Here is a 19,917-nt window from a genome sequence, read left to right on the forward strand (position 1 = left end):
AAAAGAGGGGCACCAGGTGTTGTGGAGGAGCTTGGGAACGGCTGTTTGGGCGGAGGGGGGGGGGTGTTTTTTGGTGGGGGGGCCGCGGGGGCCCCCGGGGTGTGGGGGTGGGGGGGGTGCCCCCCCCCCCCGACAAGGGCAGCTCTGAGACGTGCGCGAACTCTTGACGGCATGGTGCGGCCCGCCCTTCATCGTCTGGTCAGCGTCCAGGCATCTGAACATTCGGACATCCCACGTCCAAAGTGCGCATCACAGACGTTAGTTGGGCTATCGCACGCATCACAAGAACCGTGCACGTGTCACATCACGGATGGAGTACCACTTTCCCTCGGTTGACCCGTGACTCGACGGCCGCATGAGCCTCGGCCGCCTCCTTCAGCGCGAATTTCCCGTGCACGGCAGGCCTGACAACCTTCGATGGCGGACTTGACGCCACAAGAAGGTCGTATGCCTGAATTGTCCCGCCGGCCGAACTGTATGCCACGAGCCGCCCGCCAGGCGTGAGCGCCGCGGGGGGTGGGGCTGGGCATGTCGCCGCCGACGGGGTCTCGCCAGCTCTTCTCTCCGTACGTGACCACCTCGGTCACCCGCTCGGCGGACCGGAAGCGGCCGACTCCGCCGCCCACCGCCACGACCTGTCCCGCGAACCGCACTCTGCCCAGCCGGCTGCTCAGGCGCTGCGAGAAGGCGGCGCGGGAGGCCGGCGACGTGCTTCTCGCCCCGCTCTCACCGGCCGAACGCGAGCGATTCATGGACCTGTTGATCGGGAATTCCGGTACGCAGAGCTGATGACGGATAACGTTCCGTCATGACCGCACCCCTCGCGCTCCACCCCGCCCACACCGCCCTCGTGCTGGTCGACCTGATGGACCGCATCGTCGCGCTGCCCCTGGAGCCCCGAAAGGGCACCGAAGTCCTCGCGGTGTGCGAGGAGTTGGCGACGTCCTTCCGCTCGTCGGCGGCGCCCGTCGTCCTCATCCGCGTCGAACGCCCCGGCGTCGCCGAGCAACCGCCCGGCAGCGGCCTGGCGGAAGGCCTGTCCAGGGACGGCGACATCGAGATCGTGAAGCGAACGATCGGTGGCTTCCAGGACACGCCCCTGCACGACCGCCTCCGCGAGCGGGGCGTCACCACCCTGGTGTTCGGTGGCATCGCCACCAACCTCGGCGTCGAATCCACCGCCCGTGCGGCCGGCGACCTCGGCTACGACCTGGTCTTCGTCGAGGACGCGATGGCGGCCTTCACGGCAGCGGAACACGAGGCGTCGGTACGGCTCGACTTCCCGCGGCTGGGCACGGTGGTACGGGCGGCCCAGGTGCGCCTGACAGGCGGCTGAGCCACCCGGGGGAAACAGCGGGGCCCCACCACGGCGCAGGGGGCGCTCCCCGCCGATCGGGGCCCCGCCGCCGTGTCGCGGGGAGCCTGTCAGGCCTGGACGGCCGCGGTCCGCAGGGCCAGCCGGTGTTCGCCCGCGTACACGTTCATGGAGGTGCCCCGCAGGAAGCCCACCAGCGTGAGCCCCGTCTCCGCGGCCAGGTCCACCGCGAGCGACGAGGGTGCCGAGACCGCCGCGAGCACCGGAATCCCGGCCATCACCGCCTTCTGCACCAGCTCGAAGCTGGCCCGCCCGGAGACCAGCAGGATCGTCCGGGACAGCGGCAGGTTCCCCGCCTGCAGTGCGCGCCCGATCAGCTTGTCGACCGCGTTGTGCCGGCCCACGTCCTCCCGTATGTCCAGCAGCTCGCCGTCCTCGCTGAAGAGGGCGGCCGCGTGCAGGCCCCCGGTCCGGTCGAACACCCGCTGAGCCTCGCGCAGCCGGTCGGGGAGGCCGGCGAGCAGTTCGGGGTCGACCCGGACCGGGGGAGTGTCGGCGATCGGCCAGCGGGTCGTCGTACGGACGGCGTCCAGCGACGCCTTGCCGCACAGCCCGCAGGACGACGTCGTGTACACGTTCCGTTCGAGCGTGATGTCGGGGATGGTCACCCCGGGCGCGGTCCGCACGTCCACCACGTTGTAGGTGTTCGACCCGTCCGCGGTGGCGCCCGCGCAGTAGACGATGTTCTGCAGGTCGGAGCCCTCGGCCAGCACGCCCTCGCTCACCAGGAAACCGGCCGCCAGCGCGAAGTCGTCGCCGGGGGTGCGCATGGTGATCGCGAGCGGTTTGCCGTTGAGGCGGATCTCCAGCGGTTCCTCGGCCACGAGCGTGTCGGGGCGGCTGGAGACCGCCCCGTCCCGGATCCGGATGACCTTGCGTCGTTCCGTGACTCGTCCCATGTGTCTCTCAGTCCCGGTTCTGTACGTGCTGGTAGCCGAAGCGGCCCTTGATGCAGAGGTTGCCGTGGGTCACCGGGTTGTCGTGCGGTGAGGTGACCTTGACGATCTCATTGTCCTGTACGTGCAGGGTGAGGTTGCAGCCCACACCGCAGTACGCGCACACGGTGGTCGTCTCCGTCTGCTGCGACTCGTCCCAGATACCCGCCGCCCGCATGTCGAACTCGGACTTGAAGGACAGGGCCCCCGTCGGGCACACCTCGATGCAGTTCCCGCAGTACACGCACGCCGAATCGGTCAGCGGCGCGTCGTGCTCCACCGCGATCCGCGCGTCGAAGCCACGCCCGGCCACGGAGATCGCGAAGCTGTTCTGCCACTGGTCCCCACACGCGTCCACGCACTTGTAACAGAGGATGCACTTGTCGTAGTCCCGCACGTACAGGTCGTTGTCGACCTTCGGCTCCTCGTTCAGCCGCGCCGCGTCCGGGCCGAAGCGGTCCGGCTTCGCCTCGTACTCCTTGATCCATCCGGCGACCTGCGGGGTCGTCGACAGATCCACCGAGGAGGCGAGCAGCTCCAGCACGATCTTGCGACTGTGCCGGGCCCGCTCGGTGTCGGTCCTCACCTCCATGCCGGCCTCGGCCTTGCGCGAGCAGGCGGGGACGAGCGTCCGTGCCCCCTCGACCTCCACGACGCAGACACGGCAGGCGTTCTTGGGCCTCAGGGTGTCCCCTTCGCACAGGGTCGGGACGTCCTTCCCGGCCGCCCGGCAGGCGTCGAGGATCGTCGAGCCCTCGGGGACCCTGGCCTCCTGCCCGTCGATGGTGAACTCCAGCAGCCGGCGCGGCACACCCAGCGGTATCACGGTCATTCGTACGCCCCCAGTCGGTCGATGGCGGATTCCACGGCGTTCCACGCGGTCTGCCCCAGACCGCAGATCGAGGCGTCCCGCATGGCGCGGCCGACCTCCCTGAGCAGGGCGATGTCATCGGCGGCCGCCGCACCCGTGCGCTCGGCGATCCGGTGCAGCGCCTCCTCCTGCCGGACGGTCCCGACCCGGCAGGGCACGCACTGCCCGCAGGACTCGTCGCGGAAGAACTCGGCGATGCGCAGCAGCAGCCTGGGCAGCGGGACGGTGTCGTCGAAGGCCATGACCACACCGGAGCCGAGCGTCGTGCCCGCCTCCCGCGTGCCCTCGAAGGTGAGCGGGATGTCCAGCTCGTCGGCCCGCACGAAGCCGCCCGCCGCGCCACCCAGCAGCACCGCCCGCAGCCGGTCCCGTACCCCGGCCAGCTCCAGCAGCTCGCCGAGCGTCGCGCCGAAGGGGAGCTCGTAGATGCCCGGCCGCGCCACGCTCCCCGACACACAGAACAGCTTCGGCCCGGTGGACTTCGCTGTGCCGATCGCCGCGTACGCGGGTGCGCCCATGGTCAGGATCGGCAGTACGTTGACCAGCGTCTCGACATTGTTCTCGACCGTCGGCTTGCCGAACAGGCCCTTCTCCACCGGGAACGGCGGCTTCGAGCGTGGCTCTCCCCGGTAGCCCTCGATGGAATTGAAGAGAGCCGTCTCCTCGCCGCAGATGTAGGCGCCGGCGCCCCGCCGGATCTCGATGTCGAAGGCGTAGCCCTGACCGAGGACGTCCTCGCCGAGGAAGCCACGCGCGCGCGCCTGCGCGATCGCGTGCTCCAGGCGGTGCAGGGCGCGCGGGTACTCGCCGCGCAGATAGAGGTAGCCCTTGTGGGCGCCGGTCGCGTACGCCGCGATCGTCATCGCCTCGACCAGCGCGTACGGGTCGCCCTCCATGATCACGCGATCCTTGAAGGTGCCCGGCTCCGACTCGTCGGCGTTGCACACGAGGTAGTGCGGATGGTCGGGCTGCGACGCCGTGGCCTGCCATTTGCGGCCGGTGGGGAAGGCGGCGCCGCCACGCCCGACCAGGCCGGAGTCGGTGACCTCGCGAATGACCCCGGCGGGACCGAGCTCGAAGGCCCGGCGCAGTGCGGTGTAGCCGCCGTGGGCGCGGTAGTCGTCGAGACTCGTCGGGTCCACGACACCCACGCGCTTCAGCAGCACCAGCTCGTCGCCGCCCGCCTGCGGGACGGCCATCGCGGCCGACGGCTCCTCGGGCGCGGAGTCCGGGGTGCTCGCGGCGAGGACGGCGTCGTGCACGGTCGCCGGTGCCGAGACCGCCGTACGCACCGGGTCGCCCGCCTTGATGGCGAGCGCGGCGGGGGCGCGTTCGCACAGGCCCAGGCAGGGGCTGCGCTCGACGTGGACGCCGGGGCCGAGGCTCGCCTCGATGCCCGCGCACAGTTCGCTCGCGCCGGCCGCCGCGCACGCGAGGTCCGTGCAGACGTGCAGCACGGTGGCGGGGCGGGGCTTGACGGAGAACATGGCGTAGAAGGTGGCGACGCCGTACGCCTCCGCCGGTGGCACCGTCAGCCGTCGGCAGAGGTAGTCGAGGGCACCCTCGCTGATCCAGCCGATCCGGTCGTTGATCGCGTGCAGCCCCGGCAACAGCAGGTCGCGGCGGTCCCGGGCCTCGCGGCCGCCCCTGGCCCACCTCAGGTCGGCGTCGGATCGGTCGGCGCCCTCCCAGGAGGACTCCGGAGGTCCGAGCAGGGCGTCGACGGCGGCCCGTTCGTCGTCCGTCGGTTTGCTGTCGCCGAAGTGCAGGTCCACTTACGTCACCTCACGATGGTCGCGACGGGGAGCTTCTCGATCCGGATCGCCGACGCCTTGAACTCCGCCGTCCCCGCGATCGGGCAGTTCGCCTCGATCGTCAGCTGGTTGGTGTCCACCTCGTCGGGAAAATGCATGGTCATGAAGGCGAGGCCGGGCCGCAGGGCGGTGTCGACCCACACCGGCGCGACGACCGAACCGCGCCGCGAGGTCACCTGGACCTCCTCACCGACGACGACCCCGTACCGCTCGGCGTCCTCCGGGCTGATCTCGACGTACTCGCCGCGCCGCAGCGGGGAGGCGAAACTCCCGCTCTGCACACCGGTGTTGTACGAGTCGAGCCGGCGCCCGGTGGTGAGCCGGACGGGATACTCCTCGTCGGTCAGGTCGACCGGCGGATCGTGCTGGACGATCCCGAACGGCGCCGGCATGCCGCGCTCCACCGGGTCCTTCTCCCACAACCGCTTGTGCAGATAGGCCGGTTCGAGCCGGTCGGTGCTCGGGCACGGCCACTGGATGCCCTGATGCTCGGCCAGGCGGTCGTACGTCATCCCGTAGTGGTCCGGGGAGATCGAGCGCAGTTCGTTCCAGACGGCCTCGGCGTCGGCGTACTTCCAGTCGTGGCCGAGCCGCGCCGCCAGTTCGCAGATGATGTCGATGTCCTCGCGGGCCTCGCCGGGCGGAGTGACCGCCCGCCGGACCCGCTGGACCCGCCGCTCGCTGTTGGTCGTGGTGCCGTCGGTCTCCGCCCACCCGGCGGTCGCGGGGAGGACGACGTCCGCCAGCTCGGCCGTCTTGGTCAGGAAGATGTCCTGGACGACGAGGAAGTCCAGCTGCCGCATCCGCCGTACGGCCTGCTCGCTGTCCGCCTCCGACTGCGCCGGGTTCTCGCCGATGCAGTAGACGGCCTTGAGTTCGCCCTCCTCCATCGCCTCGAACATCTCGGTGAGGTTGAGGCCGTAGTGGGGCTGGATCACCGTGTCCCAGGCCGACTCGAACTTCAGGCGGGTGTCGGGGTCGAGGATGTCCTGGAAGCCGGGCAGGCGGTTGGGGATCGCGCCCATGTCGCCGCCGCCCTGGACGTTGTTCTGCCCGCGCAGGGGCTGGAGTCCGGAGCCGTAGCGCCCGACATGCCCGGTGAGCAGGGACAGGTTGATCAGCGCGCGGACGTTGTCGGTGCCGTTGTGGTGCTCGGTGATGCCGAGGGTCCAGCACAGCTGGGCGCGTTCGGCGCGGGCGTAGGCGTGGGCCAACTCCCTTATGGCGGCGGCCGGTACGCCCGTCACCTTCTCCGCCAGCGACAGCGTCCACGGCTCGACCAGCGCCTTGTACTCCTCGAAGCCGCTGGTCGCCCGCTCGATGAAGGCCTCGTTCGCGAGGCCCGCGTGGATGATCTCGCGGCCGATGGCGTGCGCCATCGGGATGTCGGTGCCGACGTTCAGCCCCATCCAGCTCTCCGCCCACTCGGCGGTGGAGGTGCGGCGTGGGTCGACGGCGTACATCCTGGCGCCGTTCCTGATCCCCTTCAGCACGTGCTGGAAGAAGATCGGGTGCGCGAAACGGGCGTTGGAGCCCCACATCACGATGACGTCGGTGTGCTCGATCTCCTCATAGGAGGAGGTGCCGCCGCCCGATCCGAACGCCGCCGACAGACCCGCCACGCTGGGCGCGTGGCAGGTGCGGTTGCAGGAGTCGACGTTGTTGGTGCCCATCACGACGCGGGCGAACTTCTGCGCCACGTAGTTCATCTCGTTGGTCGCCCGGGCGCAGGAGAACATGCCGAAGGCGCCCCGGTTGCGGGCCAGTCCGGCGGCCGCCCGGTCGAGTGCCTCCTCCCAGGTCGCAGGCCGGAACGGCTCGTCGCGGGAGTCGCGGACGAGCGGGTGGGTCAGCCGGGTGTAGTTCTTCGGTTGCCGTTTCCTCATGCGGCGCTCCTCAGCGCGAGCAGGTCCGAGATGGCGTGCACGGTGCGCAGGGTGGGCACCGGCACGCCGGTGATCTCCGCCAACTCGACGACCGCCGCGAGGAGGACGTCGAGTTCGAGCGGCTTGCCGCGCTCCAGGTCCTGGAGCGTGGAGGTGCGGTGGTCGCCGACCCGCTCGGCGCCCGCGAGCCGGCGCTCGATGGAGACGCCGACCTCGCAGCCGAGGGCCTCGGCGACCGCGAGCGTCTCGGCCATCATGGTCTCGATGACCTTGCGGGTGCCGCCGTGCAGGCACATCTGCCGCATGGTGGCGCGGGCCAGCGCGCTGATCGGGTTGAAGGAGATGTTGCCGAGCAGCTTGAGCCAGATGTCGTTGCGCAGGTCGGTCTCGACCGGGCACTTGAGGCCGCCCGCGATCATGGCCTCGCTGAGGTCCAGACAGCGCTTGGACACGCTGCGGTCGGGCTCCCCGATGGAGAACCTCGTGCCTTCCAAGTGCCGTACGACACCGGGGCCTTCGAGTTCGGTGGCGGCGTAGACCACGCAGCCGACGGCCCGTTCGGGCGCGAGCACCGCACTGACCGCGCCGCCGGGGTCCACGCTCTCGACGCGGTGGCCGTCGTGCGGGCCGCCGTGCCGGTGGAAGTACCACCAGGGGATGCCGTTCTGGGCGGCCACGACCGCCGTGCCGTCGTGCAGAAGGGGCTCGATCAGCGGCCCGCACGCCGCGTACGAGTTGGCCTTCAGACCCAGGAAGACGAAGTCGACCGGGCCGATCTCGGCCGGGTCGTCGGTGGCGTGGGCGCGGGCGGTGAAGTCGCCGCGCGGACTGAGTACCCGCACCCCGTGCTGCCTCATGGCCGCGAGATGCGGTCCACGGGCGATCAGGTGCACGTCGGCACCCGCGCGATGCAGCGCGGCTCCGACGTAGGCGCCGATGGCACCGGCGCCGAGGACTGCAACTTTCACTTCGGAACGCTCCGTTCGGTCGAGGGAGTACCGCGGAGGTGGCTGGGAAGTAACGTCCGATCAGGTCGAATCTCGTCGACTGAATATTGTCTACAGTATGGATAGAGGGTCAGCAAGGGTTCGCGCACGGCGTTCGGGAAGGGTTTCCGGACAGCGTTCGACCGTTCGTCGCGTCCTGCATACCGCTCACCGCATACGGTCGACGTGCCGCCTTCTCAACTTCCTGGCACATCCCTACCGTTCGGGATCATGAGTCCACCGCTCGCACCCCCGGGATGGAGCCGCTGGCTGGTTCCGCCCGCCGCTCTGTCGGTCCATCTGTCCATCGGCCAGGCCTACGCGTGGAGCGTGTTCAAGCCTCCGCTCGAGTCCGCCCTCGGGCTCAGCGGCACGCAGAGCGCGCTGCCGTTCCAGCTCGGCATCGTCATGCTCGGTCTGTCGGCCGCGTTCGGCGGCACGCTGGTGGAGCGCAACGGCCCGCGCTGGGCGATGACCGTCGCCCTCATCTGCTTCTCGTCCGGCTTCCTGCTCTCCGCCCTCGGCGCGGCCACCGAGCAGTACTGGCTGATCGTCCTCGGCTACGGCTTCGTGGGCGGCATCGGCCTCGGCATCGGCTACATCTCGCCGGTCTCCACACTGATCAAGTGGTTCCCCGACCGGCCCGGCATGGCCACCGGCATCGCGATCATGGGCTTCGGCGGCGGCGCGCTCATCGCCTCGCCCTGGTCGGCGCAGATGCTGGAATCGTTCGGCAGCGACAGCTCCGGGATCGCCCTGGCGTTCCTGGTGCACGGGCTGTCGTACGCCGTCTTCATGCTGCTCGGTGTGCTGCTGGTCCGGGTGCCGCGCACCGAGAAGCCGGTCGGCGACGGGCCCAGCGCCTTCGACGGACCGCAGGTGTCCGCCCGCGACGCCGTGCGCACGCCGCAGTTCTGGTGTCTGTGGGTCGTGCTCTGCATGAACGTGACCGCGGGCATCGGCATCCTGGAGAAGGCCGCGCCGATGATCACGGACTTCTTCGCGAACACCTCCACACCGGTGTCGGTGTCGGCCGCCGCAGGCTTCGTCGCCCTGCTGTCCGCCGCCAACATGGCCGGCCGGATCGGCTGGTCGTCGACCTCCGACCTGATCGGGCGCAAGAACATCTACCGGCTGTACCTGGGTGCGGGCGCGCTGATGTACGGCCTGATCGCGCTCGCCGGCGACTCCTCGAAGCCGCTGTTCATCCTGTGCGCACTCGTGATCCTCTCCTTCTACGGCGGCGGATTCGCGACGATCCCCGCGTATCTGAAGGACCTGTTCGGGACCTACCAGGTGGGCGCGATCCATGGGCGGCTGCTCACCGCCTGGTCCACGGCCGGTGTCCTCGGACCACTGATCGTGAACTGGATCGCCGACCGGCAGGAGGAGGCGGGCAAGAGCGGCTCGTCCCTGTACACACTGTCCCTGTTCATCATGATCGGGCTGCTCGCGGTGGGCTTCGTCGCCAACGAACTCGTCCGGCCCGTTCACCCGCGTCATCACATTCCCGTCCCGGCGTCGAAGGAGAAGGAGGCCGCCGATGTCCAGCGACAGCAGTCCGCCTAGCCGACGGGGGCTGATCGCCTTCGCCTGGGTGTGGGTGGGGGCGCCGCTCGCGTACGGGCTCTACGAACTCGTGCAGAAGGCGACGCAGCTGTTCACCGGGTAGGTGTTCGGGAGTTGTCCGGGCGTCCGACGGTCTGATGGAAGCTGACAACGCGGGCGCCCGATTCCTGTGGCATCACGTGCCGCCGTACCCGTGAGTCACTGATCAGACTGGTGAATCCCGCTACCCGAAGCCCGAGGGGGATCACCATCGATGAACGGCTCGCGCATTGCCGCCGTCGGCCACTACCAACCCGCCAGGGTGCTCACCAACGAGGAACTGGCGGGCATGGTCGACACCAGTGACGAGTGGATCACGTCTCGGGTGGGCATCCGTACGCGCCACATCGCCGGGCCCGACGAGCCGGTCGACGAGCTCGCCGCCCACGCCGCCGCCAAGGCGCTCGCGACCGCGGGCCTCGCGCCCGGAGACATCGACCTGGTCCTGGTCGCCACCTCCACCGCCATCGACCGCTCCCCGAACATGGCCGCCCGGGTCGCGGCCCGGCTCGGCATCCCCTCACCCGCCGCGATGGACGTCAACGTCGTCTGCGCCGGCTTCACCCACGCCCTGGCCACCGCCGACCACGCCGTCCGGGCGGGGGCCGCGTCCAGGGCGCTGGTCATCGGCGCCGACAAGATGTCCGACGTGACCGACTGGAGCGACCGCACGACCTGTGTGCTGGTCGGGGACGGAGCCGGCGCCGCCGTCGTGGAGGCGTCCGACGAGGCTGGCATCGGACCGGTGCTGTGGGGTTCGGTGCCCGAGATGGGGCATGCGGTGCGGATCGAGGGGCAGCCCGCGCGGTTCGCGCAGGAGGGGCAGAGCGTCTACCGCTGGGCGACGACGCAGCTGCCGGCCATCGCCCGCAGTGCCTGCGAGAAGGCGGGCCTCGCGCCCGAGGACCTCGCCGGGGTCGTGCTGCACCAGGCCAACCTGCGCATCATCGAGCCCCTCGCCCTCAAGCTCGGCGCGGTCAACGCCGTGGTCGCGCGGGATGTCGCCGAGTCCGGGAACACCTCGGCGGCGAGCATTCCGCTGGCGCTGTCCAAGCTGGTGGAGCAGGGGCGGATCTCGACCGGGGACCCGGTGCTGCTCTTCGGGTTCGGCGGGAACCTGTCGTATGCCGGGCAGGTCGTCCGCTGTCCCTGACGTTCGGGTGATCGGCCGGTGTGACATGGCCAACTCCCCGGTTCCCTGGCCTTTGTGCGCCGTAGACTGTAGACGAAAGACAATCGATACTGGCTTTCCAGTGACGACCGGCCACGGGGTGCAGTCGCCCGGCGTTCGCCCAGGAGGGGAACCGATGTTGTCGACAGGACTACCGCAGGGTGCGGTGCCCAAGCTCGAACGGCCCGGCCCGCTGCGCGACCGCGTCTACGAGGCGCTGCTCGAACTCATCACGACCCGTGCCCTCCAGCCCGGCCAGCACCTCGTCGAGAGCGAACTGGCAGGTCACCTGGGCGTGTCGCGCCAGCCGGTACGTGAGGCGCTGCAGCGGCTGAACACCGAGGGCTGGGTCGATCTACGGCCCGCGCAGGGTGCGTTCGTGCACGAGCCGACGGAGGAGGAGGCCGACCAGCTCCTCACCGTCCGCACCCTCCTGGAGGCCGAGGCCGCCCGGCTCGCCGCGGCCCACGCCGACAGCGTCGGCATCAAGGCCCTGGAACAGCTCTGCGCGGAGGGCGAGAAGGCCGTCGCCGCCGACGAAGTGGACGGCGCCGTCGCCCTCAACGCCCGCTTCCACGCGAAGATCATGGAACTCGCGGGCAACGCGGTCCTCGCCGAGCTGGCCGCCCAGGTCGACCGCAGAGTCCGCTGGTACTACACCCCGGTCGCCCGCCAGCGCGGGCACCAGTCCTGGATCGAGCACCGGGGAATGATCGCCGCGATCACCGACCGGGACGAAGCGCGCGCCACGCAGCTGATGCGGGAGCACACGGAGCACACGCGGCGTTCGTATCACGCGCGCTCCGAGTCCTGAGGGTGGGGGCTGTGTCCGGGACGGGGGTCAGGACGTCACGTCGTCCCGCGGTCACGGCAGCACGCTGGTCCCGGAGGCATCCGTGCGCGGACTGGCGAGCTGCACCCACGCGCCCGTCTCCCGCTGTTCGATACGGGTGACGCTCGCGGTGAGCGCCTGGTCACGGGTCGCCGGGTCGGCGTACGGGCCCGCCCCCGTGTAGTACAGGCGGCGTTCCGCCTCGACCGCCTCGCGGGCCTCGCTGAAGCGCAGGTAGTCGTCCTGCCAGTGGAAGACGGACCGCAGGCCGGTGATCACCACGACGACGCCGCCGAGGATGGCGGGCACCACGGCGTTCCTGGACGAGATGACCGCCGACACCGGGATCGAGGCGGAGACGAGCAGCAGCAGCGTCTCGGTCAGCCGGAAGTAGCGGCGGGCCCTGATGGCGGCGCCGCGGTACCAGTCGTACGAACCGTTCGCCACGCGCATCGCGTAGCCGGGCCCGGCGTCGGGTGTGGCGCCGGCCGCGGTGCGGTGGCCGCCCTGCGCCGGAACCGGTTCGTCGGTCGAGGCTCCGTGAGCCATACGCGCTCCCCCCAAAGCACTTCTGTCGGCAGGGAGATCGTAGCCAACCGAGGCCCCGTTGCGCCCCCTTGGCGCACAGTGACGATCAGCGGCGGGTGTCGTGAGAATTCCTCTAGGTCGCGTCTTTGTCCTGTGAGTGGAGAAAGTTGACGGCAATCTCTGCTCAAGTTCTTCCCAGTCCCGGCAGCCACTGCTACGTTCCCCTCGAAAGCAGGCCACGCAGGTGGCCGAAACCCGGCGTGCTCAGGCCGATTGAGGCGGGGAGGGGCTCGTGAGACGCATGACGGCGCGACCCGCGAACGCACATCAGGCCAAGCTGCTGCGGCTGTTGCGCGACGGAGGCCCCAACTCCCGTGCCCAGCTGGGTGATCAGATCGATCTCTCACGGTCCAAGCTGGCCGTGGAGGTGGACCGCCTGCTGGAGACGGACCTGGTCGTGGCCGACGGACTCGCCGCCTCGCGCGGTGGGCGCCGCTCCCACAACGTCCGGCTCAACCCCGGGCTGCGCTTCCTCGGCGTCGACATCGGCGCGACCTCGGTCGACGTCGCCGTCACCAACGCCGAACTGGAGATCCTCGGTCACCTCAACCAGCCCATGGACGTCCGTGAGGGACCGGTCGCGGTCTTCGAACAGGTCCTCTCCATGGCCGCGAAGTTGAGGGCCTCGGGGCTCGCGGAAGGGTTCGACGGCGCCGGCATCGGCGTCCCCGGGCCGGTCCGCTTCCCCGAGGGTGTCCCGGTGGCACCGCCGATCATGCCGGGCTGGGACGGCTTCCCGGTGCGGGAGGCACTCAGCCAGGAACTCGGCTGCCCGGTCATGGTCGACAACGACGTGAACCTCATGGCGATGGGGGAGCAGCACGCGGGCGTCGCACGTTCCGTGGGCGACTTCCTGTGCGTCAAGATCGGCACCGGTATCGGCTGCGGCATCGTCGCGGGCGGTGAGGTCCACCGCGGTGTCACCGGCAGCGCGGGCGACATCGGGCACATCCAGGCCGTGCCCGACGGCCGCCCCTGCGCCTGCGGCAACCGGGGCTGCCTGGAGGCCCACTTCAGCGGGGCGGCCCTCGCCCGGGACGCCGTGGAGGCGGCCCAGCAGGGACGCTCGGACGAGCTCGCCGCACGGCTGGAGGCGAACGGCACGCTCACCGCCGTCGACGTCGCCGCCGCGGCCGCCGCGGGCGATGCCACCGCGCTCGACCTGATCCGTGAGGGCGGCAACCGCGTCGGCCAGGTCATCGCCGGACTCGTCAGCTTCTTCAATCCCGGCCTGGTGGTGATCGGCGGCGGGGTGACCGGCCTCGGCCACAACCTGCTCGCCGCGATCCGCACCCAGGTCTACCGCCAGTCGCTGCCCCTCGCGACCGGCAACCTCCCCATCGTACTGGGGGAGTTGGGCCCCACCGCCGGCGTCATCGGCGCGGCCCGGCTCATCAGCGACCACCTGTTCTCGCCCGCGTAAGCCACCTACTTCGCACGGCTCACCCGCACAGCGCTCTGCTCCGCCCTGCCCTGAACCGGCCCGCACGCCCGCCAAGGGGACCTCATGGCACCAGAACCACCGCTGCTCAGCATGTCCGGCATCACCAAGTCGTTCCCCGGAGTCCGCGCCCTCGACGGCGTCGACCTCGATGTCCAGGCCGGTGAAGTGCACTGTCTGCTCGGCCAGAACGGCGCCGGCAAGTCCACTCTCATCAAGGTCCTGGCCGGCGCCCACCAGCCCGACACCGGCACCATCCGCTGGCGCGGCGACGAGGTCACCCTCCGCTCGCCCATCGCCGCGATGCGGTTGGGCATCGCCACCATCTACCAGGAACTGGACCTGGTGGAGCACCTGTCGGTGGCCGAGAACGTCCACCTCGGCCATGAGCCCACGGCCGCCGGTTTCGTCGTACGCGGAAAGGTCGCTCGGGCATCAACAGCCCAGCTTCTCAAGCGACTTGGGCATCCCGAGATCGATCCGGGCCGCCTGGTCGGGGAGCTGTCGGCGGCCCAGCAGCAGATCGTCTCCATGGCGCGGGCGCTCTCCCACGAGGTACGGCTGATCGTGATGGACGAGCCCTCCGCCGCCCTCGACCCGGACGAGGTCGACAACCTCTTCCGCATCGTCGGCGACCTCACCGCCGCCGGTGTCGCCGTCGTCTACATCTCGCACCGCCTGGAGGAGATCCGCCGGATCGGCGACCGGGTGACCGTGCTGAAGGACGGGCGGGCCGTGGCGGGCGGGCTGCCCGCGAAGACGACGCCGACACGCGACGTCGTGGCGATGATGACGGGCCGCAACGTCGAGTACGTCTTTCCCGAGCGGCCGGCGAAGGACGCCACGGGCGGGAAGCCGCTGCTGGAGGTCCGGGGACTGGCCCGGCACGGTGAGTTCGAGTCCCTCGACCTGACCGTGCGGCCCGGAGAGATCGTAGGGCTCGCGGGGCTGGTGGGCTCGGGCCGCTCCGAGATCCTGGAGACGGTCTACGGCGCCCGCAAGCCGACCGCCGGTCAGGTCCTCGTGGACGGGCAGGCGCTCAGGCCGGGCAGCGTACGGGCCGCCGTGCGCGCCGGACTCGGGCTCGCCCCCGAGGAACGCAAGGCGCAGGCACTGCTGATGCTGGAGTCCGTCACCCGCAATGTGTCGGTCTCCTCCATGTCCCGCTTCTCGCGCGGCGGCTGGATCGACCGCGCCGCCGAACTGGGGGCCGCGCGGGCCGCGACGCGCGAGTTGTCGCTGCGGCCCGACAACCCGTCGGTGCCGGTGCGCACGCTCTCCGGCGGCAACCAGCAGAAGGCCGTCCTGGCCCGCTGGCTGCTGCGCGGCTGCCGCGTCCTGCTGCTCGACGAACCCACCCGCGGCGTCGACGTCGGCGCCCGCGCGGAACTGTACGCGGTCGTGCGCCGGCTGGCCGACGAAGGCCTCGCCGTGCTGCTGGTCTCCAGCGAGGTGCCCGAGGTACTGGGCCTCGCCGACCGCGTGCTGGTGCTGCGCGAGGGCCGTGTCGTACACACGGCGCCCGCGCGCGAACTCGACGAACACCGCGTACTCGACCTGGTCATGGAAGGAAGCCCGGCGTCATGACGCAGCACGCCTCCCCGCCGCGGGACAGCACCGGCAAGGTGCGGTCGGCCGACGGCCCGCACGCCTGGCGGGGCCTGATGGCCCGCGCCGACGTGCGCACGCTCTCCCTGCTCGGCGTCCTCGCCGCGCTGATCGTCATCGGCGGCATCACCAAGCCGGACGAGTTCCTGGACACCCGCAATCTCCAACTCGTCCTCACCCAGGCCTCCGTGATCGGCGTCGTCACCGTCGGCATGACCTTCGTGATCATCTCCGGCGGCATCGACCTGTCCGTCGGCGCGATCGTCGCGCTGGCCTCGGTGTGGGCGACGACGGTCGCCACCCAGGAGTACGGCTTCGCCGGCATCCTCTTCACGGCGGTGATCGTCGGTGTGGGATGCGGGCTGGTCAACGGACTGCTGATCGCCTACGGCGCGATGGTGCCGTTCATCGCCACGCTCGCCATGCTGGCCTCCGCACGCGGCCTGGCGTTGCAGATCACCGACGGCAAGACGCAGATCGTCACCATTCCCTCGGTGCTCGACCTCGGCGAGCGCGACGCATACGTCCTCGGCATCCCGCCCCTGGTCATGGTGTTCGCGGTCGTGACGATCATCGGCTGGCTGATCCTGAACCGCACGACCTTCGGGCGGCGCTCGGTCGCGGTGGGCGGCAACGCGGAGGCCGCCCGGCTCGCCGGCATCGACGTCCGCCGCCAGCGCCTCTACCTCTACCTGCTGTCCGGACTGTGCTGCGGCATCGCGGCCTTCCTGCTGATCATCCTGTCCGGCTCAGGCCAGAACACCAACGGCAACCTCTACGAACTCGACGCCATCGCGGCCGCCATCATCGGCGGCACGCTGCTCACCGGGGGTCGCGGCACCATCGTCGGCTCCGTGCTCGGCGTCCTGATCTTCACCACGATCACCAACATCTTCGCCCTGAACAACCTGCAGAGCGACGTCCAGCAGATCGCCAAGGGCGCGATCATCGTCGCCGCCGTGCTGGTCCAGCGCCGTACCGCAAGCACGACCTGAGGAAAGGGTTCACCGTCATGCCAGAGCTCACCAGTCGCAGAGGGCTGCTGTTCGGAACCGCCGCCATAGGCGCCGGTGCCCTCCTCGTGGGTTGCACCAGCAATGAGTCGGACGACGAGCCGGCCGCCAACGACCAGCCGGCCGCGGACGACAAGCCCGGCAAGGCCGTCACCATCGGCTTCGCCGGACCGCAGGCCGACCACGGCTGGCTCAACGCGATCAACGACAACGCCAAGAGCCGGGCGAAGAAGTACTCGGACGTCACCCTGGAGATCACCGAGGGTTCGAACGACACCGCCGCGCAGATCGGCCAGATCGAGACCCTGATCAACAAGAAGGTCGACGTGCTGGTGGTGCTGCCCGCCGACGGCAAGGCGCTCACCCAGGTCGGGCTGAAGGCGATGCGCGCGGGCATCCCGGTCATCAACCTCGACCGGATCTTCAACACCCCGCAGGCGTACCGCTGCTGGATCGGCGGCGACAACTACGGCATGGGTCTCAACGCCGGCCACTACATCGGCGAGAAGCTCAAGGACAAGTCCGACGCCAAGGTCATCGAACTGGCCGGCCTGGACAACCTGGAGCTGACCAAGCAGCGCACGCAGGGCTTCGACGACGCGCTGAAGAACTACCCCAACATCAAGAAGGTGGCCCGTCAGGCGGCCGAGTTCACGGTCGAGTCCGGGCAGGCCAAGATGGCCCAACTCCTCCAGGCCCAGTCGAAGTTCGACGCCCTGTGGAACCACGACGACGACCAGGGCGTGGGCGCGCTGCGCGCCATCGAGCAGGCCGGGCGCGACGACTTCCTGATGGTCGGCGGCGCGGGCGCGCTGTCCGCGTTCCAGGCGATCAAGCAGGACGACGGCGTTCTCAAGGCCACGGTCCTGTACCCGCCGAGCATGGCCGCGTCGGCCATCGACCTGGCCCGTGCGCTGGGCCAGGGCAAGGGCGTCGGCGGCATGGCCGAGTTCGAGATCCCCGCCTCGATCACGCTCTACTCGGCGGTCGTCGACAAGGCCAACATCGACCAGTACATGTCCACCGGCTTCAAGTGAGGCGCACCCTGCCCGACGGGAACGGGATACCCGTCGGGCAGGGCCGGGGCACTTCCACGCGGGCCACGGCCCGGCCGGCCCTCGGCCGTCGACGGCCGGCGCTGCGGACCGGATGACCACCGGCCCGCAGAACGGACGGTTCGCGGCTCGGACAAGGTTCATGGCCGAGACCACGACTTGGCCCGAAGCCACACCGCCGGATCCGGAGAGCGCCCCGCAACCCCCCACCGCGGCACGACGACGAGGAGGACCATCGCATGGGACAGCCGCAGCAGCCCGAAGAGGCCGAGGCGGAGGCACGGGGCACGGCCGGCGAGGCGGGAGTGCCGGTCACGGGGGCCCGTAAGCCGCCACTGCGCGTCGGCATGGTCGGCTACGCCTTCATGGGCGCCGCCCACTCGCAGGGCTGGCGCACCGCGGGCCGTGTCTTCGATCTCCCTCGCACTCCGGTCCTGGCCGCGATCTGCGGGCGGGACGCGGCGGCCGTGCACGCGGCCGCGGAGCGGCACGGCTGGGAATCGGCCGAGACCGACTGGCGTGCGCTGATCGCGCGGGACGACATCGACCTGGTCGACATCTGCACCCCGGGCGACAGCCACGCCGAGATCGCTCTCGCCGCGCTCGCCGCGGGCAAACACGTCCTGTGCGAGAAGCCCCTCGCGAACAGCGTCGAGGAGGCCGAGGCGATGGCCGCGGCGGCCGAAGCGGCCTACCAGCGCGGCCAGTTGGCGATGGTTGGCTTCAACTACCGCCGGGTACCCGCCTCCGCGCTGGCCCGCAGCATGGTCGCCGAGGGCCGTCTCGGCACCCTGCGCCATGTGCGGGTGGCGTACCTTCAGGACTGGCTCGTGGACCCGGAGTTCCCGCTGACCTGGCGGTTGCGCAAGGAACTGGCGGGTTCGGGGGCGCTCGGCGACCTGGGCGCGCACATCATCGATCTCGCGCAGTACCTGGTGGGCGAGCCGTTGGGCGGGGTGTCCGCCCTGACGGAGACCTTCGTGAAGGAACGGCCGCTGCCCGGCGGACCCACGAGCGGCCTCTCCGCCGTCTCCGCGAACGGGACCGGTCAGGTCACCGTCGACGACGCCGCCCTGTTCACCGGCCGCTTCCCGTCCGGCGCCCTCGCCTCCTTCGAGGCGACCCGCTACGCCACCGGACGCAAGAACGCCCTGCGCATCGAACTCAACGGCGAGCTCGGCTCGATCGCCTTCGACCTGGAGCGGCTCAACGAGCTCTCCTACCACGACGGCAGGGAACCGGGCGCGCACGCCGGCTTCCGCCGCATCCTCGTCACCGAACCCGACCACCCCTACCTGGACGCCTGGTGGCCCCCGGGTCACGGCCTCGGCTACGAGCACACCTTCGTCCACCAGGCCCGCGACCTGGTCCACGCCGTCGCCGAGGGCCGCCGGCCGGCACCTTCCTTCGCCGACGGGCTCCAGGTGCAGCGTGTGCTCGCGGCGGTGGAGGAGAGCGCCGAGAAGAACTCCGTCTACACCCCGATCGCGGTCTGAATCACCCCGATAGCGGCCTGAGGAGGCTGACGCGCAATGCCGCGTACGTTCACGCTGTTCACCGGCCAGTGGGCCGACCTGCCGCTGGAGGAGGTCTGCCGGCTCGCCCGCGACTTCGGCTACGACGGGCTCGAACTCGCCTGCTGGGGCGACCACTTCGAGGTCGACAAGGCCCTCGCGGACCCGTCGTACATCGACTCCAGGAAGGCCCTGCTCGACAAGTACGGCCTCAAGTGCTGGGCGATCTCCAATCATCTGGTCGGCCAGGCGGTCTGTGACGCCATCATCGACGAGCGCCACCAGGGCATCCTGCCGGGCGAGGTGTGGGGCGACGGGGACCCGGAGGGTGTCCGGCAGCGCGCCGCGGCCCGCATGAAGGACACCGCGCGTGCCGCGGCCGCCTTCGGCGTCGACACGGTGATCGGCTTCACCGGCTCCGCGATCTGGCACCTGGTCGCCATGTTCCCGCCGGCGCCCGAATCGATGATCGAACGCGGCTACGAGGACTTCGCGACCCGCTGGAACCCCATCCTCGACATCTTCGACGAGGAAGGCGTCCGGTTCGCGCACGAGGTCCATCCCAGCGAGATCGCCTACGACTACTGGACGACCTGGCGCGCCCTGGAGGCCGTCGGCGGCCGCCCCGCCTTCGGCCTGAACTTCGACCCCTCGCACTTCGTGTGGCAGGACCTCGACCCGGTCGGGTTCCTGTGGGACTTCCGCGACCGCATCTACCACGTCGACTGCAAGGAGGCCCGCAAGCGCCTCGACGGGCGTAACGGACGCCTCGGCTCGCACCTGCCGTGGGGCGACCCGCGCCGCGGCTGGGACTTCGTGTCTGCCGGGCACGGCGACGTTCCCTGGGAGGACGTCTTCCGGATGCTGCGGTCCATCGACTACAAGGGCCCGATCTCCGTGGAGTGGGAGGACGCCGGCATGGACCGGCTCCAGGGCGCCCCCGAGGCGCTGACCCGGCTGAAGGCCTTCGACTTCGAGCCGCCCAGCGCGTCCTTCGACGCGGCGTTCAACAGCTGAACCACGCACCCGACGCAGGTCGGGGACGGGGACCGGACCTACCGCCGGTCCCCCCTCCGACCTGCGCTGATACCGCTTTGTCCTGCGATGGGAAAAAGTTCAACAGATCCTGACGCAAGGGGTGTTCGCCCCGGACGGACGCGGTTACCGTCCCTGAAGTGTTCAGGACACACACGGAATCGTTCGGGACACACGGAATCGTT

Annotated in this window: 18 protein-coding genes and 1 pseudogene; 12 read left to right on the forward strand and 7 right to left on the reverse strand. The window is 70.3% G+C overall.

Annotation, left to right across the window (positions count from 1 at the left end; translation table 11 throughout):
• Positions 1-304: 304 nt before the first annotated feature.
• Entirely contained in the window at positions 305-484 is a 180-nt protein-coding gene (locus ACFQ6S_RS00005) for a zinc-binding dehydrogenase (RefSeq protein WP_383401113.1), read from the reverse strand.
• Between the two features lie 176 nt (positions 485-660).
• Here ACFQ6S_RS00005 and ACFQ6S_RS00010 point away from each other — a divergent pair.
• Both ACFQ6S_RS00010 and ACFQ6S_RS00015 read left to right on the forward strand, forming a co-directional pair.
• A pseudogene (locus tag ACFQ6S_RS00010) lies at positions 661-789 on the forward strand (MarR family transcriptional regulator); the annotation flags it as partial.
• Positions 790-808: 19 nt separating this feature from the next.
• The gene (locus ACFQ6S_RS00015) at positions 809-1,336 is read left to right on the forward strand and encodes an isochorismatase family protein (protein WP_383401114.1); all 528 of its coding nucleotides are present in this window, start codon (positions 809-811) and stop codon (positions 1,334-1,336) included.
• Positions 1,337-1,425: 89 nt separating this feature from the next.
• Here ACFQ6S_RS00015 and fdhD read toward each other — a convergent pair whose 3' ends face one another.
• From fdhD to ACFQ6S_RS00040, 5 genes are read right to left on the reverse strand one after another with little or no spacing between them, the layout of a single operon-like run.
• Complete coding sequence (gene fdhD / locus ACFQ6S_RS00020; RefSeq protein WP_383401116.1) at positions 1,426-2,274, reverse strand: formate dehydrogenase accessory sulfurtransferase FdhD; 849 nt, start codon at positions 2,272-2,274, stop codon at positions 1,426-1,428.
• A 7-nt stretch (positions 2,275-2,281) separates the two neighbouring features.
• Entirely contained in the window at positions 2,282-3,142 is an 861-nt protein-coding gene (locus ACFQ6S_RS00025; protein WP_383401118.1) for a 2Fe-2S iron-sulfur cluster-binding protein, read from the reverse strand.
• Positions 3,139-4,956, reverse strand: a complete 1,818-nt coding sequence (locus ACFQ6S_RS00030) for an NADH-ubiquinone oxidoreductase-F iron-sulfur binding region domain-containing protein (protein ID WP_383401120.1) — start codon at positions 4,954-4,956, stop codon at positions 3,139-3,141. Before ACFQ6S_RS00030 ends, ACFQ6S_RS00025 begins: the two co-directional genes overlap by 4 nt.
• 5 nt (positions 4,957-4,961) lie before the next feature.
• Positions 4,962-6,881: a molybdopterin oxidoreductase family protein gene (locus ACFQ6S_RS00035; protein ID WP_383401121.1), complete on the reverse strand. Its 1,920-nt coding sequence runs from the start codon at positions 6,879-6,881 to the stop codon at positions 4,962-4,964.
• The gene (locus tag ACFQ6S_RS00040) at positions 6,878-7,849 is read right to left on the reverse strand and encodes a 2-dehydropantoate 2-reductase (protein WP_383401122.1); all 972 of its coding nucleotides are present in this window, start codon (positions 7,847-7,849) and stop codon (positions 6,878-6,880) included. Before ACFQ6S_RS00040 ends, ACFQ6S_RS00035 begins: the two co-directional genes overlap by 4 nt.
• A 249-nt stretch (positions 7,850-8,098) precedes the next feature.
• Here ACFQ6S_RS00040 and ACFQ6S_RS00045 point away from each other — a divergent pair, with 249 nt between their 5' ends.
• The 4 genes from ACFQ6S_RS00045 to ACFQ6S_RS00060 all read left to right on the forward strand — a co-directional run bounded on the left by ACFQ6S_RS00045 (position 8,099) and on the right by ACFQ6S_RS00060 (position 11,460).
• A complete protein-coding gene (locus ACFQ6S_RS00045) occupies positions 8,099-9,436 on the forward strand; it encodes an OFA family MFS transporter (RefSeq protein WP_383401124.1) in 1,338 nt (445 codons plus the stop codon).
• A complete protein-coding gene (locus ACFQ6S_RS00050) occupies positions 9,411-9,539 on the forward strand; it encodes a hypothetical protein (RefSeq protein ID WP_383401126.1) in 129 nt (42 codons plus the stop codon). The genes ACFQ6S_RS00045 and ACFQ6S_RS00050 overlap by 26 nt, the downstream gene beginning before the upstream one ends.
• A 150-nt stretch (positions 9,540-9,689) precedes the next feature.
• Positions 9,690-10,628, forward strand: coding sequence for a beta-ketoacyl-ACP synthase III (locus tag ACFQ6S_RS00055; RefSeq protein WP_383401128.1), 939 nt, complete (start codon positions 9,690-9,692; stop codon positions 10,626-10,628).
• Positions 10,629-10,782: 154 nt separating this feature from the next.
• On the forward strand, positions 10,783-11,460 hold the full coding sequence (locus ACFQ6S_RS00060; protein WP_383401130.1) for a GntR family transcriptional regulator: 678 nt from the start codon (positions 10,783-10,785) through the stop codon (positions 11,458-11,460).
• Between the two features lie 51 nt (positions 11,461-11,511).
• Here the strand turns inward: ACFQ6S_RS00060 and ACFQ6S_RS00065 are convergent, their stop codons facing one another.
• Positions 11,512-12,027: a DUF4231 domain-containing protein gene (locus ACFQ6S_RS00065; protein WP_383401131.1), complete on the reverse strand. Its 516-nt coding sequence runs from the start codon at positions 12,025-12,027 to the stop codon at positions 11,512-11,514.
• Between the two features lie 280 nt (positions 12,028-12,307).
• Between ACFQ6S_RS00065 and ACFQ6S_RS00070 the strand changes: the two genes are divergently transcribed.
• The 6 genes from ACFQ6S_RS00070 to ACFQ6S_RS00095 all read left to right on the forward strand — a co-directional run bounded on the left by ACFQ6S_RS00070 (position 12,308) and on the right by ACFQ6S_RS00095 (position 19,714).
• Entirely contained in the window at positions 12,308-13,489 is a 1,182-nt protein-coding gene (locus tag ACFQ6S_RS00070) for an ROK family protein (protein WP_383404228.1), read from the forward strand.
• An 84-nt stretch (positions 13,490-13,573) separates the two neighbouring features.
• Entirely contained in the window at positions 13,574-15,094 is a 1,521-nt protein-coding gene (locus tag ACFQ6S_RS00075; RefSeq protein ID WP_383401133.1) for a sugar ABC transporter ATP-binding protein, read from the forward strand.
• Positions 15,091-16,110: an ABC transporter permease gene (locus ACFQ6S_RS00080; protein WP_383401135.1), complete on the forward strand. Its 1,020-nt coding sequence runs from the start codon at positions 15,091-15,093 to the stop codon at positions 16,108-16,110. Before ACFQ6S_RS00075 ends, ACFQ6S_RS00080 begins: the two co-directional genes overlap by 4 nt.
• Before the next feature lie 17 nt (positions 16,111-16,127).
• Entirely contained in the window at positions 16,128-17,165 is a 1,038-nt protein-coding gene (locus ACFQ6S_RS00085; protein ID WP_383401136.1) for a substrate-binding domain-containing protein, read from the forward strand.
• A gap of 257 nt (positions 17,166-17,422) precedes the next feature.
• Positions 17,423-18,679, forward strand: coding sequence for a Gfo/Idh/MocA family protein (locus tag ACFQ6S_RS00090; RefSeq protein WP_383401138.1), 1,257 nt, complete (start codon positions 17,423-17,425; stop codon positions 18,677-18,679).
• A 36-nt stretch (positions 18,680-18,715) separates the two neighbouring features.
• A complete protein-coding gene (locus tag ACFQ6S_RS00095; RefSeq protein ID WP_383401140.1) occupies positions 18,716-19,714 on the forward strand; it encodes a sugar phosphate isomerase/epimerase family protein in 999 nt (332 codons plus the stop codon).
• Positions 19,715-19,917 lie beyond the last annotated feature (203 nt).

The organism is Streptomyces sp. NPDC056479 (assembly GCF_042795335.1).
Taxonomy (GTDB): Bacteria; Actinomycetota; Actinomycetes; order Streptomycetales; family Streptomycetaceae; genus Streptomyces.